The following is a 14,232-nucleotide window of genomic DNA, read 5'->3' on the forward strand; positions in this document are numbered from 1 at the left end:
CAGCACCATGAAAATGCGCAAAATCCTGATTGCAGCTCTTGTGGCCTCAGTCGCCATGCCGGTCACCGGCTGGGCCGAAACGCCCGGTGTTGCTGCTCTCATCCAGCAGGGGCGCTATTGGCAGAGCAAGGGGCGGCAGGATCTGGCGAACCAGGCCTATCGCCGCGCCTTGGCGCTCGACCCGTCCAATGCAGAGGCGCGCAGAGGACTGAACGGTGGCGGAGCAAGCAGCAAAGCTGCGCGCCCTGCCGCCAAACCGGCACCGGCTCCGTCCGCTTCTGCCGGGACGCAGCGTTCCGCTCAGCCCTCTACCCGCACCCAGGCACCATCGCGGCCCGCCCGGCCGGATACTGGTGGCGAAGCGCGAGCCGCAGGGTTCAGGGCGCTCGATCGCAACAACCTTGGCGAAGCGTCCAATCTGTTCGAACGTGCGCTAAGCCGGAACCGCAATGATGCCGACGCGCTGGGTGGCTTGGGCGTGGTGCGCCTGCGACAGAACCGCTTCGCTGATGCGCGCGACCTGCTTGAGCAGGCCTCTCGCATGGGCACGGCGTCCAAATGGGCGGAGGCGCTGGCAGCCGCGCGCTTCTACGCTGGCTTGGGAGAGGCGCAGTCGGCCCTTGCCGCAGGACGGATCGCCGAGGCTCAGGGCAAGGCCGAAGCGCTCGTGCGCTCGGGCTATGCGGAACGTCAGCCCGCGATCGAGTTGCTGGCCAATATCTACGAACGTCAGGGGCGCTATGCCGATGCCGCCGATATGTTCCGCCAGGCTAGCGGTAGCGGCTCTGAAGACGCGCAATCGGAAATGCGGCTGAAAAGCCGCGCTGCGCGTGGGCGCGCGCTCGCCGCCGCAGCCCGCGGCGATGAAGTGACTGCGGAACAGGAATTTCAGTCCGGGCTGCTGCTCGACCAGAACGACCCGTGGATACGCTATGAATATGCCCGCTTCATGATCGATCGCGGCCGGGTGTCCGATGCAGACGCGCTCGTCCGGTCGCTGTCCACCTCGTCGAACCCGGATGCCCTTTACGCGGCGGCGCTGATCAATGGGTCGCTCAATCGTCCAGCGGCAGCGGCGGCGTTGATAGACAGGATTCCTGACGCGCAGCGCACCGATCAGATGCGCAACTTCGCACTCGGCCTCAAAGCCGATCAAGCAATCCAGCGCGCCCGCGATATTGCCGCGTCGGGACGGCAGGCCGAAGCACGCGCCGTCTTGCAGCAGTTGAGCGCGACATCCGCCCTTCCCGCCGCCCAACAGGCAGCGATTGCCGACGCACTCTACGATGCGGGAGACGTGGACGGCGCGGCGTCACTGGCGCAGCAGGCCATGGCTGGCGAAATCAGCGACGTCGAAGGCTATGAACCCGTCGTCCGGGTGCTGGCCAAGACCGGGCGCGATGACCTCGCCGCAGCAGCGCTTCAACGCGCAAGCCAGATGGCGGAAGGATCGGCCGAGGGGCAACGGACGCTTGCGCGTATCAAGGGTGGAATGGCTGCGGCGCAGGCGGACCGGCTTCGGCTGGCGCAGCAATATGCGCCCGCCTTCGACCTGCTCCAGTCCGCCTGGAATGCCGCGCCCGGTAATCGCGAGGTGCTTTCGGCGCTCGCGCGGCTCTATCAATCGGGCGGTATGCCTGCGCGCGCCGCGCAAAGCTATCAGCTCATCCTGGCGCAGTCACCCAAGGATCGTGATGCGTTGCTTGGCCTGATCGAGACAGCGGGCGCTGCTGGGGATACCTCGCTGGCGAAGCAGGCGATCGACCGCGCGGCACAGCAATGGCCCGAAGACCATGAGGTCTACCTCGCCGCAGCCCGCATGGAGCAGGCGCGTGGCAATGAAGGCGCTGCGCTGCGCTATCTGAAGCGGGCGCGGGAACTTTACGCCAGGCGCACAGGCGGTTCGGACACTCCGCTAACCGCCAGCAATCCTTTCGCGGCCACCTCCATGGGTGCCAATCCGTTCCGCTCGCAGGGGAGTATGCCAGCGCCAGCGCCGGTGAATCCCTTTGCCCTGAGCGGCGGGTCGCGCCTGCCAGACGCAAGCAATCCGTTGCCGCCGATCCAGACCGGCTTCCCCTCTGCGGGCGGCAGCGGCTCAGCCTTTGACGGAGTGCAATCGGGCGGCATGCCGATCGGCGATCCGGTGCTCGCGCGGCTGGAGTCGGACATCCGCTCGCTCTCAGGGGAAAGCGGGCCGCGTGCGGACGTGGAAACGGGCTACCGCCAGCGTTCTGGAGAAGAGGGGCTGAGCGAGCTGCGGGAAATCAGTGGATCGGCCACCATCTCGACAGGCGTTGCCGGGGGACGCATTTCCGCGAAGGCCGAGGCGGTCGTGCTGGATGCAGGTGCGCCAGCATCATCCGGTTCCGCGCGGTTTGGCGGCAACGGCATTTCCGAAGCCGCCGCGATCGTCGGCCAGGTCGCGCCCCGCAACATCGGGGCGGACACTCAGCATGCCTCTGGCGTCGCCTTGTCCGCCGCTTACAAGAGCCCGCTCGTGCATCTGGAAGCAGGGGTGACGCCTCTGGGCTTCGGAAAGAGCAAGGCGACCTGGTATGCGGCGGCCACGCCCCGCTTTTCCTCCACCGCTTCGGGCAAGATCTGGATCGAGCGGCAACCCGTGAAGGACAGCATCCTGTCCTATGCGGGTGCCGATAATCCGGCGGGCGATGCGCAACTGGAGCAAGCGGTAAATGCGATCGCCGCCGATGCCGACGCACGCGATCCCGTCACGGGGCAGCGCCTGCGCGACACGCCAGGGCTGTTTGGCTCTTATGGACTGGGCGAACGTTGGGGTCAGGTGATGAAGACCGGCGGCGGCATGTCCTTCAGCTATGATCGCAACGGCAGCGGCTTCTACGGCGATGCCAGCTTCCACCGCTACCGTGGCCTCAATGTCCGACGCAATTACGGCATTCAGCTGAACCTGGGCGGCTACATGCGCTTCTATGAAGGCGACGCTTCATCGCTGACGGGTGGCATCAACGTCAATTATCAGGATTTCGACAATAACCAGAATTTCTTCACCTTTGGCCATGGCGGATATTTTAGCCCGCAAAGTTTCTTAAGTGTCAGCTTCCCCGTCCGTTATACATATGAGGGCAGCCGATGGGAGGTGCGGGGCAATTTCGCTCCGGGCTATCAAAGCTATGATCAGGAAGAGGCCAATCTCTACCCGACCAGCGATGCGGCCCAAGGCGTGCTTAACAGTTTGAAACAACTGAACAGTGATGTGCGTTCAACCTATGACAGCATCAGCAAGACAGGCTTTGCGCTGTCGGCTGATGGATCGATCTACTATCGCGTAAGCCCGACGACGCGGGTTGGCGGTCAGATGGGGATCAACACTTTTGGCAATTATGACGAATTCCGCTCGCTGATCGGAATCCGTCAGTCACTTGGAGCTGCACCGTGAATGAAGCTTTCCGCAGACTGATGCCGCCGGAAGACACGGCCGCCGATCCGCACGGATTGGCTCTGTTGACGGCACTGACGGCTGCGGAAATCTGGAGCACGGCGTCCACTGCCCAGGCGCGCGCCTTCTTCGGCGCCGTCGGCCGGCGTCTGGCCGCGCTTGAACCCATGGATGCTGCCGTCGACCTTCCCCTGCTGGCCACTCGCGCCAACAAATTATGGGCCGCGCTCGATTGGGGCCATGTGATCTTCTGCATGGAAGAAGATGGCATCGCCATTCGGCATCAGGGGCTTCCCCATGCCATCGACGGCGATGTCGATGGCCACTGGCCCGAATTGATCGCCGCCGTGCTGGAAGGCGTCTATGATAGCTGGTTTCGCGAACTGGGCAGCGGCCCCGCGCTGGTGACGCGCGCGATGGACTTCAACGGCGGCGTGCTGGACCTGTGGCATGGGCGTTGATCGCCGTACCTTCGCGCTTGCCGCGTTCGCCATGCTGACATCGTCCTGCGCCCGCGCCGGAGAGCGGAGAACGCCGGTGAAGAACGAACGCTGGGCGCAGTTCAAATCCGCGTTTCTCGACTCGTCGGGCCGCATCATCGACAATGGTAATGGCGGCGTCAGCCACAGCGAGGGCCAGGGATATGGCCTGTGGCTTGCCCTTCGCGCGGGGGATCGGCCTGCTTTCGATTCAATCTTGGAGTGGACCGAAACTACGCTCGCCCGGAAGGACCTGGCTCTCTACGCCTGGCGGTTCGACCCGCGCCAGCCGGTGCCGGTAGCTGACCGGAACAATGCCACCGACGGGGACATCTTCCTGGCCTGGGCGCTGGCACAAGCGGGCGAAACCTGGAAGGACCCCGCCTTGATGGCGCGGTCGGAGGAAATCCGCGCCGCGATCCTTTCCCATCTGGTGATAGAGCAGTTCGGCCGCCGTCTGCTGCTGCCGGGGCTGGAAGGCTTTGCGACCGCCAATGTGGTGACGGTGAACCCGTCCTATTTCGTCTGGCCGGCGCTCGACAAGTTCCGGCAGCTGGATGGCGAAGCGGTATGGGGAAATGTGATCGCAGACAGTGAAAAACTGCTGGCTGCGGCGCGCTTCGGTCCGCGAAACCTGCCGGCCGATTGGGTCGATGTGACTGCGAACGCGGGAGTGACCCCCGCCGCTTCAAAGCCGCCGCGCTTCGGCTTCGACGCTCTGCGCATTCCCCTCTACGCGCTTGCTGGAGGCAGGCGGAATCTGGTGACGCCGGTGATCGATTGCTGGCGCGCCTATGTGCGCGCAGGCCGGACCATACCTGCATGGATCGACGTGCGAACCGGTCAGGAAGCCGAATTTGCTTTGTCCCCAGGCGGCCTCGCCATCGCAAGCAAGGCCCTCAATCTATCGGCGTCGCAGCCGCTGTCCAACGACTATTATGCAGCCTCGCTGCAAATGCTGGCTCAGACGCTTTAGTTGCAAATGGCGGACAGGGTGGGATTCGAACCCACGGTGAGCGTGAACCCACGGCGGTTTTCAAGACCGCTGCCTTAAACCACTCGGCCACCTGTCCGTTGCGCTGCTTCCTAGCGTACCCTGCGGCCAAGCCAAGCCTAAAATGCGGGCATCCCTTTTCCGCTTCGTGGAGCTTTGGACAGATTAGGGGATTTCATCACCCGCTGTCCCTGTGCCACAAACGGGGAAGGGAGATTCTTCAATGCGTTCCATCATTTTCCTGGCAATCCTCTGTCTTGGCGCCGTCCTTACCGGACCGCTGTTCGACGGATCGGCAAGAGCGCAGGAGAATGTCGCCTTCCGCAGCTATCTTGAATCGATCCGGCCAAAGGCGCGGGCGATGGGCATCAGGGATGCGACGCTGGATTCCGTATTCCCTACGCTGACCCCCAATCCGCGCGTGATCGAACTGGATCAGAACCAGCCGGGCGGCGGGGCTTATTCCCCTATCCCCAATTTCGAACCCTACCGGCAGAGGCATGTCGATGCCGCCCGCATCAGCCGGGGCCGTGTAGCCTATCAGGCCAATCGCGCCCGGCTCGCCCGGATCGAGGCGGAAACCGGCGTTCCCGAAGAGATAATGGTCGCCATCTACGGTCATGAAACCAACTATGGCTCCTATACCGGCGATTTCGACCTGATCCGGTCGCTGGCGACGCTGGCCTATGAAGGGCGGCGGCGAAGCCTGTTCGAACCGGAACTGCTGGCGACGCTCAAGATGCTCGACAGCGGCGTTCCGCGCAGCCGCCTCGTTGGAAGCTGGGCGGGGGCGACGGGATATCCGCAATTCCTGCCCAGCGTCTATCTGCGCCTGGGCAAGGATGGCGATGGAGACGGCCGCGTCGACATATGGAACAGCGAAGCCGACGCGCTGGCGTCCATCGCCAATTATTTCGTGAATGCCGGATGGCGGCGGGGCCAGCCCTGGGGCGTCGCCGTGTCGGTGCCCGGAGGGCTCGACCGGGCGAGCCTTGCCGCGCGGACCAGCCCGGCGCGCTGCCCCCGCGTCTTCAACCGGCACAGCCGCTGGCTCAGCATGGCCGAATGGCGGCGCCTGGGCGTTACCAGCATCGCGGGCAACTGGCCGCCAGACACGGTCATGGCCACCCTGCTGGAGCCCGATGGTCCGGGAAAGACCGCCTATCTGCTGACCAGCAACTACCGGGCGATACTTGATTATAATTGCTCCAATTTCTACGCTCTTTCCGTTGGGCTTCTGGCCGACGCCGTAAGGCAGTAGAGCGGTTCCTCAGGCCTCTTTCCCGCAGGCCCTTGTGAATGTTCCTGTCATGTCTAATGACTGGCGACCGGCATCCTCATCACCCGAATCCATCAGTGCGAAGGCAGTCCACATGAAAAAGTCCGTAGCCGCCATTCTCTTCATCGGGCTTCTGACACAGCCGCTCACGGCCGCCGCGCCGCCTTACACCAGCGAAGCGCCGATCGCTTATATGAAGGACCTTTCTTCGGGCGCGGTTCTGTATAACAAGGGCGGCAAGACCCGCATCCCTCCCGCCTCCATGGCGAAGATGATGACGGCCCACGTCGCCTTCCGCCTGATCCAGAAGGGCGACCTGAAGCTCGACACCATGTTCACGGTGCGTCCCGAAACCTGGCAGAAATGGCATGGCCCGGCGGCTGGCTCCACCATGTTCCTGTCGGCGGGGGAGCAGGTTTCGGTCGAAAATCTCCTCCATGGCATCGTCACCCTGTCGGGCAATGACGCCTGCGTCGTGCTGGCCGAAGGCATCGCCGGAACGGAGCAGGCCTTCGTCGCGCTGATGAACGAGGAAGCCAAGCGGCTTGACCTCGACAACAGCAATTTCGGCAACAGCAACGGCTGGCCTGACGAAGGCGTGACCTATGTCACCGCGGAGGATCTCGCCCGGCTGGCGGAAGCGACGATCGAGGAGACGCCCGATCTCTACAAGCGCTTCTACGCGACCCGCTCCTTCACCTGGGGCAAGACGATGGGCGGCGCGGATATCGAGCAGGGCAATCGCAATCCCATCCTCGGCCGCATTCCGGGCGCCGACGGGCTGAAGACCGGCCATACTTCGGAGGCAGGGTTCGGCTTCACCGGCTCGGCCGAACAGGGCGGCCGCCGCCTGGTGATGGTCGTCGCGGGCCTCCCCACCTTCAACAGCCGCATCGCGGAGTCGGTGCGTTTCATGGATTGGGGCTTCAAGGCGTGGAAGTCCCAGCCCCTGTTCAAGAAGGGGCAGACCGTCGAAACCGCTGAGGTTCAGCTCGGCAGCGCCACCAGCGTGCCGCTCGTCGCGCCGCAGGACATGGCGGTCACCCTGCCGCGCACGGCGTCGGGCAATATCTCGGTCAAGGTAGCCTATACCGGCCCGATCAAGGCGCCCATCGCCAAGGGGCAGAGGATCGCGCAGCTGATCATCTCCACCCCCGACACGCCGCCGCAGATCCTGCCGCTGGAGGCTGGCGAAGCCGTGTCGGAGGCAGGCCTGTTCGGCCGCCTGTGGAACGGGTTGAAGTCCTTCTTCGGGTGACACGCGGCCGCTTCATCACCTTGGAAGGCGGGGAGGGCGCGGGCAAGTCGACCCAGTTGAAGGCGCTTGCCGCCGCCTTGCGGGGGCGCGGCCTGGACGTGGTCGAAACGCGCGAACCGGGCGGCAGCGAAGGGGCGGAGGCGATCCGCGCGCTGCTGCTCACCGGCGAGGCGGATCGCTGGAATCCCAGGGCGGAGGCTTTGCTGTTCGCCGCTGCCCGCTCCGACCATGTCGACAAGACGATCAGGCCCGCGCTGGAAAGAGGCGCATGGGTCCTTTCCGACCGCTTTCTCGACAGCAGCCGCGCCTATCAGGGCATGGGCGACCTTGGCGACGCCGACATATTGACGCTCCACCAGATCGGCAGCGGCGGTTTCGCGCCGGATCGCAGCTTTTTCCTGTTCCTGCCCGATGGGGAGGCCGAGCGGCGCGCCCATGATCGCGATGGCGGAGCGGCCGACCGCATCGGCGGCCGCGACCCTGCATTCCACCGGGCCGTCGCGGACCGCTTCGCCCGCATCGCCGCGCAGGAGCCTGATCGCGTCCGCTCCATCGACGCTTCCGGGGAGCGCGCCGAAGTCACCGCCCGGCTGATGGAAGCGCTGGATGACCTGCTGCCATGACGGCGCTTGTCGGCCATGACGCTCAGGCAGGAACATTGCTCGCCGCCGCGCGCGGCGATCGCATGCATCATGGCTGGATATTGGCCGGACCGCGCGGCATCGGGAAAGCGACGTTCGCGCGCGCCGCTGCCCTGCGGCTGCTGGCGGAAGCCGCCGGAAACCCGCTGGAGGGGCAGGGGCTTTCGGTCCCTCAGGACAATCCCACCCGCAGCCTGATCGCGGCCGATGCGCATCCCGACTATGCCGAGCTTTTCTGCCTGGAAAAGGAAAGCGGAACCGCGCGCAACATTTCCGTCGATCAGGTGCGCGGCCTGCACCGGCTGATTCAGTCGGCCCCCACTTTCTCCTCCCGCCGCGTGGTGGTGATCGACAGTGCCGACGATCTGGAGCGGGGCGCGGCCAATGCGCTGCTCAAGACGCTGGAGGAGCCGCCGCCGGGCATGCTGTTCCTGCTGGTCAGCCATGCGCCCGGAAGGCTGCTGCCGACGATCCGCTCCCGCTGCCGGACGCTGCGTTTCAATCCGCTGGACGATGATGCGGTGCGCACGGTGCTGCGCGCGCAGGACCCGCCGGTCGACCAACAGGAAATCGAAGCGCTGGTCCGCGCCGGGGAAGGCTCGCCAGGCAAGGCGCTGCGCTACGCCGGTCTTGATTTCGCCGAAATCGAACGCACGCTCGCGTCGATCGCCGCCGAGGGCGACCCCGGCAACCGCCAGCGCCTCATCCTCGCCAAGACCCTGTCGGCCAAGGCCGCCCGGCCGCGTTATGAGGCTTTCCTTGAGCGTGTTCCGTCCTTCATCGCGGACATGGCGCGGCGGCGCAGCGGCGCTGATCTGGGCAAGGCGATCGACCATTGGGAAGCCGCGCGTCAGCTGGCAAGCGGCGCCATCATCCTTTCGCTTGAGCCGGGATCGGTCGCGTTCGAACTTTCCGGCCATGTCGCGGCGCTCGCGGCCCGCCACGGTTGAAGGGCCGGTAAAAGCAGGCTTTGCCTAGCCCGGAACAGCCGCTAGGGAAGGGCTCATGCCGCGACCCTATACGATCACCACCGCCATCAGCTATCCCAACGGCCGTCCCCATATCGGCCATGCCTATGAAGTGATCGCGACCGACGCGATCGCCCGTTTTCAGCGGATGATGGGCCGCGACGTGTTCTTTCAGACGGGAACTGACGAACATGGGCTGAAAATGGCCCAGGCCGCCCGCGCGCGCAACATGGAGCCGCGCGCCCTTGCCGACGAAATGTCGGGATATTTCAAGGAGATGAACGACAGGCTGAACATCAGTCATGATCGCTTCATCCGCACCAGCGAACCGGATCACCATCGTGCCAGCCAGGCGCTCTGGCAAGCGATGGAGGCTAATGGCGACCTCTATCTCGGCCGCTATGAAGGCTGGTATTCCGTCCGTGACGAAGCCTTTTACGACGAAAAGGAACTGGTGAGCGGAGAGGGCGATCAGAAGCTCTCGCCGCAGGGCACGCCGGTCGAATGGACGGTCGAGGAAAGCTGGTTCTTCCGCCTGTCCGCCTACCAGCAAAGGCTGCTGGACCTCTACAACAGCCAGCCGGACTTCATCCAGCCCGACAGCCGCCGAAACGAGATCATGCGCTTCGTCGAAGGCGGACTCAGCGACCTCAGCATTTCGCGCACCAGCTTCGACTGGGGCGTGAAAGTGCCGGGCAGCGAAGGCCATGTCATGTATGTGTGGGTCGACGCGCTGACCAATTACCTGACGGGCTGCGGCTATCCCGATGATGCCGGACGCATGGCGCGCTACTGGTCCGAAGGCGGCGATATCACGCATGTCATCGGCAAGGATATTGTGCGTTTTCATGCGGTTTACTGGCCAGCCTTCCTTATGAGTGCGAAGTTGCCTCTCCCGCGCCGGATCTTCGGCCATGGCTTCCTTCTCAACCGGGGAGAGAAGATGTCGAAGTCTGTCGGCAATGTCGCCGATCCGATGGAATTGGCCGATCGCTTCGGGGTGGACCAGCTACGCTATTTCCTGCTGTCCGAAGTCACCTTCGGCAATGACGGCAGCTATAGCGCCGAAGCGATCGTGGCCCGGTCCAACAGCGATCTTGCCAATAGTTTCGGCAACCTCGCCCAGCGGACCCTGAGCTTCATCGCCAAGAATCTGGACGGCCGCCTGCCGCAGCCCAAGCCGCAGGATGCCGACACGGAGTTGCTCGTTACGGTTCGGCAAGCTGCCACGGCGTTCCAACAGGCCATGTCCGATCTCGCGCCCTCGGTAGCGATCGAGGCCTGGATACGCGCCGTGTTCGCCTGCAACGCCTATATCGACGCGCAGGCCCCATGGGCGCTTCGCAAGACCGATCCCGCACGGATGGAAGCGGTGCTGGCGACGCTCTACGATGCGATCGCCAGCCTCGCCATCATGATCCAGCCGGTCATCCCCGCCAGCGCCACGGCGCTGCTCGACCAGATGGGCGTGGCCGCCGACCGGCGCGGCTATGACGTCATCGGGACTGATTGGTACACGCAGTTGCGCGGCAGCGGCTTTGCGCTCAGCGCGCCCAAACCGCTATTCCCTCGCCTGGAACTTGCGGAAGCGGACGCCTGAACGATGCTGATCGACAGTCATTGCCACTTGAATTACAAGGGCTTGATCGAAGATCAGCATAATGTGCTTGAACGCGCTCGCGCTGCGGGCGTAGACCTGATGCTCAACATCGCCACGCGTGAAAGCGAGTGGGATGATGTGCTCGGCACGGCTTTGCGGGAACCCGACGTGTGGGCGACGGTGGGCATTCATCCGCATGAAGCCGATGAACATCCGCATATCGACACGGCCAAGCTGATCGATCGCGCCGCCCATCCGCGTGTCGTGGGGATCGGCGAAACCGGGCTCGATTATTATTACGACCATAGCGACCGCGATCGGCAGCGGCGCAGCTTCCGCTCGCACATCGCGGCGGCGCGCGAAACCGGCCTCCCGCTGATCGTCCATACCCGCGATGCAGAGGAAGACACGCTCGCCATATTGCGGGACGAAATGGGGCAGGGGGCCTATAGCGGCGTCATCCATTGCTTCACCGCCAGCGGCGCGTTCGCCGATGCCGCCCTCGATCTGGGCCTCTATATCAGCATTTCAGGCATAGTGACGTTCAAGAGCGCGAAGGACTTGCAGGAAACCGCCGCTCGCCTGCCGCTGGACCGGCTGCTGATCGAAACGGACTCGCCCTTCCTCGCCCCGGTCCCGCACCGCGGCAAGCCGTGCGAGCCTGCCTATGTCGCTGATACGGCCCGCTTTCTGGCCATTCTGCGCGGCGAGGATGTGGAGCAACTGGCACAGGCCACTTCGGACAATTTCCGCGCCCTGTTCAGCAAGATCAATGGGTTCAGCAAGATCGATGGGCCTGCCTGATCGATGGGGCTGAAGGTCACCATATTGGGCTGCGGCACATCGTCGGGCGTGCCCCGGATCGGCAATGATTGGGGAAGCTGCGACCCGCAAGAACCGAAAAACCGCCGCACCCGCGTCTCCATCCTGGTCGAAAGCCCGTCCACCCGCCTGCTGGTCGACACCTCGCCGGACATGCGGGCGCAATTGCTGGCCGCCGATGTGATTCAGATCGACGCGATCCTGTGGACCCATGATCATGCCGATCATTGCCACGGCATCGATGATGTGCGTCAGCTTTACCATCACCGGCGCAGCCCCGTTCCCGGTTATGCCCGCCGCCAGACGCTCAAACTGCTGGCGGAGCGCTTCGCCTACGCATTCGAAGGGCGGCAGGGCTATCATGCGACGATAGAGCCGCATGTCCTGCCCGATGGGTTGCGGATCGGCGACATCGACATCGCCTGCACGGATCAGCCCCATGGCGAGATCTACTCGACCGGCTTTCGCTTCACCCATGGCGGCCGCTCGGTCGGCTATGCGACGGATTTCCACGCGCTCACGCCGGAAATGATCGCCTTATATGACGGCCTTGACCTCTGGGTGGTGGACGCCCTGCGCGAAAAGCCGCATCCCACTCATCCGCATCTGGCGCTGACGCTTGACGCCATAGCGGCGTTGAGTCCGGCGCGATCGCTGCTTACCCATATGGACCAGAGCATGGACTATGCCACGCTCCGCCGCTCACTTCCCGCTGGCGTGGAGCCGGCCTATGACGGCATGGTGATAGAGCTGGACGAGGCGAGGCGGCAGGGCTGATGGACATGAGCGGCGATCAGGCGATGTCCAGCCTCTGGTATGTTCTGGCGCTCGTTCTGGTCGGCTCGGCCCTTCTGGCGCGGCGCTTGCCCATGGCCGGGCTTCTGCGCATGGCCATGTTCTGGGCCGTCATCTTCGCCGTGCTGCTCCTGCTGTTCAAGCTGGGCGAACGCAGCGGCCTCTTCTCTCAAACGGCGAGGGAAGGGGGGCCGGTTCCCGCTGCTTCGGATCAGGCCGTTCCCACGTCTCCGCCAGCGACGCGTGCGGAAGGGCGGACGCTGCGGGTTCCCATGGCGCCCGATGGCCATTTCTGGGTGGAAGCCACCGTCAACGGCACGCCTGCGCGCTTCCTGATCGACAGCGGCGCGAGCGTCACCGCCTTGTCCGTCTCCTCCGCCCGTGCCGCCGGCCTGAACTTCGACCTGAATGCGCCGGGCGTATCCATGATCACCGCCAATGGCCGGATCGCGGCCCAGCGCGCCTCCGTCTCGACCCTCGCCATCGGTCCGATCCGCGCCAGCGATCTCGACATCGTCGTGTCGCCCGCCTTTGGCGAGGTGAATGTGATCGGCATGAACCTGCTCTCGCGCCTTAAAAGCTGGGGCGTGCAGGATGGCGAAATGGTGCTGACGCCATGACGGCGCCGCTCGCCCACCGGCCGCCGACCCAGCGGGAACGGTTGAAGGCGATCATCGGCGGGTCGGCGGGCAATCTGGTTGAATGGTATGACTGGTACGCTTACGCTGCCTTCACCCTTTATTTCGCGCCGCATTTCTTCCCCAGCAATGATCGCACCGCCCAGTTGCTTGGCGCGGCGGGCATTTTCGCGGTCGGCTTCCTGATGCGGCCGATCGGGGCATGGATGATGGGCGTCTATGCGGACCGGCATGGCCGCAAGAGCGGGCTCACCCTGTCCGTCGCGCTGATGTGCGCGGGGTCGCTGCTGATCGCGGTCACGCCGGGCTATCCGGTCATCGGCGTTGCAGCGCCTCTGCTGCTGGTGCTCGCCCGCCTGATGCAGGGTCTGTCGATCGGCGGAGAATATGGAGCAAGCGCCACCTATCTGTCGGAAATGGCGGGACGGCAGAGGCGGGGGTTCTTCTCCAGCTTTCAATATGTTACGCTGATCGCTGGCCAGCTTGTGGCAATTTGCGTCCTGCTGATCCTGCAAGCCTTGCTCAGCGAGACTCAATTGGAATCCTGGGGATGGCGCATCCCGTTCCTGATCGGCGGAGCGCTGGCGGTCGTCGTCTTCTGGCTGCGGCGGGGGCTTGCCGAAACGCAAAGCTATGCCGTCGCACGCGCGGCGGAAGCGCCCAAGTCCGGCTTCGTGGAACTGGTCACCAGGCATCCGCGTGAGACGCTGACGGTGATGCTGCTGACTGCAGGCGGCACCATCGCTTTCTATGCCTATTCCATCTACATGCAGAAATTCCTGGTCAATACCAGCGGCCTCAGCCGTGAAGTCTCTTCGCAAATCAATGGTATAACCCTGTTCTTTTTCATGCTTTTGCAACCGGTTGCAGGCATGCTGTCCGACCGGATCGGACGAAAGCCGCTGATGATCGGGTTCGGCATAGCGGGCGTGCTGTTCACCTATCCGATCTTTGCGACCCTAGCCGTAACCCGCGATCCGCTGGTCGCCGGAATGCTCGTGATGGCCGGGCTGGTCATCGTCACAGGCTATACGTCGATCAACGCGGTCGTGAAGGCGGAGCTGTTTCCGGCGCATATCCGCGCGCTGGGCGTGGCGCTACCTTATGCCCTGGCCAACACGATCTTCGGCGGCACGGCGGAATTCGTCGCGCTTTATTTTAAGCAGCTCGGCATCGAGCAGGCATTCTACATCTACGTGACGGTGATGATCGCCATTTCGCTGCTCGTCTATATCCGCATGCGGGATACGCAAAAGCACAGCCGCATCCTGGAAGACTGATGTTGGATTTAACATAATATATATTATCGGACTTTTCGATTTATGGCAGGGCGGTCATTC

General features: G+C 64.0%; 12 protein-coding genes and 1 tRNA gene. 12 read left to right on the forward strand and 1 reads right to left on the reverse strand.

All coding sequences use genetic code 11. From position 1 onward, the window contains the following. The first annotated feature begins 7 nt into the window (after positions 1-7). From L288_RS23755 to L288_RS23765, 3 genes are read left to right on the forward strand one after another with little or no spacing between them, the layout of a single operon-like run. On the forward strand, positions 8-3,418 hold the full coding sequence (locus tag L288_RS23755) for a cellulose synthase subunit BcsC-related outer membrane protein (RefSeq protein WP_330216940.1): 3,411 nt from the start codon (positions 8-10) through the stop codon (positions 3,416-3,418). Next, complete coding sequence (gene bcsD, locus L288_RS23760; protein ID WP_223308064.1) at positions 3,415-3,879, forward strand: cellulose biosynthesis protein BcsD; 465 nt, start codon at positions 3,415-3,417, stop codon at positions 3,877-3,879. Before L288_RS23755 ends, bcsD begins: the two co-directional genes overlap by 4 nt. Further along, a complete protein-coding gene (locus L288_RS23765; RefSeq protein WP_021236617.1) occupies positions 3,869-4,873 on the forward strand; it encodes a glycosyl hydrolase family 8 in 1,005 nt (334 codons plus the stop codon). The genes bcsD and L288_RS23765 overlap by 11 nt, the downstream gene beginning before the upstream one ends. Positions 4,874-4,880: 7 nt before the next feature. Here L288_RS23765 and L288_RS23770 read toward each other — a convergent pair. Continuing rightward, positions 4,881-4,970: transfer RNA gene (locus L288_RS23770), tRNA-Ser, on the reverse strand. A 144-nt stretch (positions 4,971-5,114) separates the two neighbouring features. Here L288_RS23770 and L288_RS23775 point away from each other — a divergent pair. The 9 genes from L288_RS23775 (at position 5,115) to L288_RS23815 (ending at position 14,172) form a co-directional block, all read left to right on the forward strand. Continuing rightward, positions 5,115-6,152, forward strand: coding sequence for a lytic murein transglycosylase (locus tag L288_RS23775; protein ID WP_021236618.1), 1,038 nt, complete (start codon positions 5,115-5,117; stop codon positions 6,150-6,152). Between the two features lie 112 nt (positions 6,153-6,264). Next, positions 6,265-7,428: a D-alanyl-D-alanine carboxypeptidase family protein gene (locus tag L288_RS23780; protein WP_021236619.1), complete on the forward strand. Its 1,164-nt coding sequence runs from the start codon at positions 6,265-6,267 to the stop codon at positions 7,426-7,428. Next, the gene (gene tmk, locus L288_RS23785) at positions 7,425-8,051 is read left to right on the forward strand and encodes a dTMP kinase (RefSeq protein WP_021236620.1); all 627 of its coding nucleotides are present in this window, start codon (positions 7,425-7,427) and stop codon (positions 8,049-8,051) included. Before L288_RS23780 ends, tmk begins: the two co-directional genes overlap by 4 nt. Continuing rightward, a complete protein-coding gene (locus L288_RS23790; protein WP_021236621.1) occupies positions 8,048-9,019 on the forward strand; it encodes an AAA family ATPase in 972 nt (323 codons plus the stop codon). The genes tmk and L288_RS23790 overlap by 4 nt, the downstream gene beginning before the upstream one ends. Before the next feature lie 55 nt (positions 9,020-9,074). Continuing rightward, positions 9,075-10,637, forward strand: a complete 1,563-nt coding sequence (gene metG, locus L288_RS23795; RefSeq protein WP_021236622.1) for a methionine--tRNA ligase — start codon at positions 9,075-9,077, stop codon at positions 10,635-10,637. 3 nt (positions 10,638-10,640) lie between these two features. Further along, complete coding sequence (locus L288_RS23800) at positions 10,641-11,441, forward strand: TatD family hydrolase (RefSeq protein ID WP_021236623.1); 801 nt, start codon at positions 10,641-10,643, stop codon at positions 11,439-11,441. Between the two features lie 3 nt (positions 11,442-11,444). Beyond that, on the forward strand, positions 11,445-12,236 hold the full coding sequence (locus L288_RS23805; RefSeq protein ID WP_021236624.1) for an MBL fold metallo-hydrolase: 792 nt from the start codon (positions 11,445-11,447) through the stop codon (positions 12,234-12,236). Between the two features lie 5 nt (positions 12,237-12,241). Further along, positions 12,242-12,874, forward strand: coding sequence for a retropepsin-like aspartic protease family protein (locus tag L288_RS23810; protein ID WP_030541844.1), 633 nt, complete (start codon positions 12,242-12,244; stop codon positions 12,872-12,874). Beyond that, positions 12,871-14,172, forward strand: coding sequence for an MFS transporter (locus tag L288_RS23815; protein WP_021236626.1), 1,302 nt, complete (start codon positions 12,871-12,873; stop codon positions 14,170-14,172). Before L288_RS23810 ends, L288_RS23815 begins: the two co-directional genes overlap by 4 nt. The last annotated feature ends 60 nt before the right edge of the window (positions 14,173-14,232 follow it).

It is taken from the genome of Sphingobium quisquiliarum P25 (assembly GCF_000445065.1).
In the GTDB taxonomy this organism is placed as follows: Bacteria; Pseudomonadota; Alphaproteobacteria; order Sphingomonadales; family Sphingomonadaceae; genus Sphingobium; species Sphingobium quisquiliarum.

Excerpts from the sequence above, each read along its gene's own strand:
- L288_RS23800 (WP_021236623.1), top strand. The coding sequence starts at position 10,641 with ATGCTGATCGACAGTCATTGCCACTTGAATTACAAGGGCTTGATCGAA.
- L288_RS23815 (WP_021236626.1), top strand. The coding sequence starts at position 12,871 with ATGACGGCGCCGCTCGCCCACCGGCCGCCGACCCAGCGGGAACGGTTG.
- L288_RS23780 (WP_021236619.1), top strand. The coding sequence starts at position 6,265 with ATGAAAAAGTCCGTAGCCGCCATTCTCTTCATCGGGCTTCTGACACAG.
- L288_RS23775 (WP_021236618.1), top strand. The coding sequence starts at position 5,115 with ATGCGTTCCATCATTTTCCTGGCAATCCTCTGTCTTGGCGCCGTCCTT.
- L288_RS23755 (WP_330216940.1), top strand. The coding sequence starts at position 8 with ATGAAAATGCGCAAAATCCTGATTGCAGCTCTTGTGGCCTCAGTCGCC.
- L288_RS23765 (WP_021236617.1), top strand. The coding sequence starts at position 3,869 with ATGGGCGTTGATCGCCGTACCTTCGCGCTTGCCGCGTTCGCCATGCTG.
- metG (WP_021236622.1), top strand. The coding sequence starts at position 9,075 with ATGCCGCGACCCTATACGATCACCACCGCCATCAGCTATCCCAACGGC.
- L288_RS23790 (WP_021236621.1), top strand. The coding sequence starts at position 8,048 with ATGACGGCGCTTGTCGGCCATGACGCTCAGGCAGGAACATTGCTCGCC.
- L288_RS23805 (WP_021236624.1), top strand. The coding sequence starts at position 11,445 with ATGGGGCTGAAGGTCACCATATTGGGCTGCGGCACATCGTCGGGCGTG.
- L288_RS23810 (WP_030541844.1), top strand. The coding sequence starts at position 12,242 with ATGAGCGGCGATCAGGCGATGTCCAGCCTCTGGTATGTTCTGGCGCTC.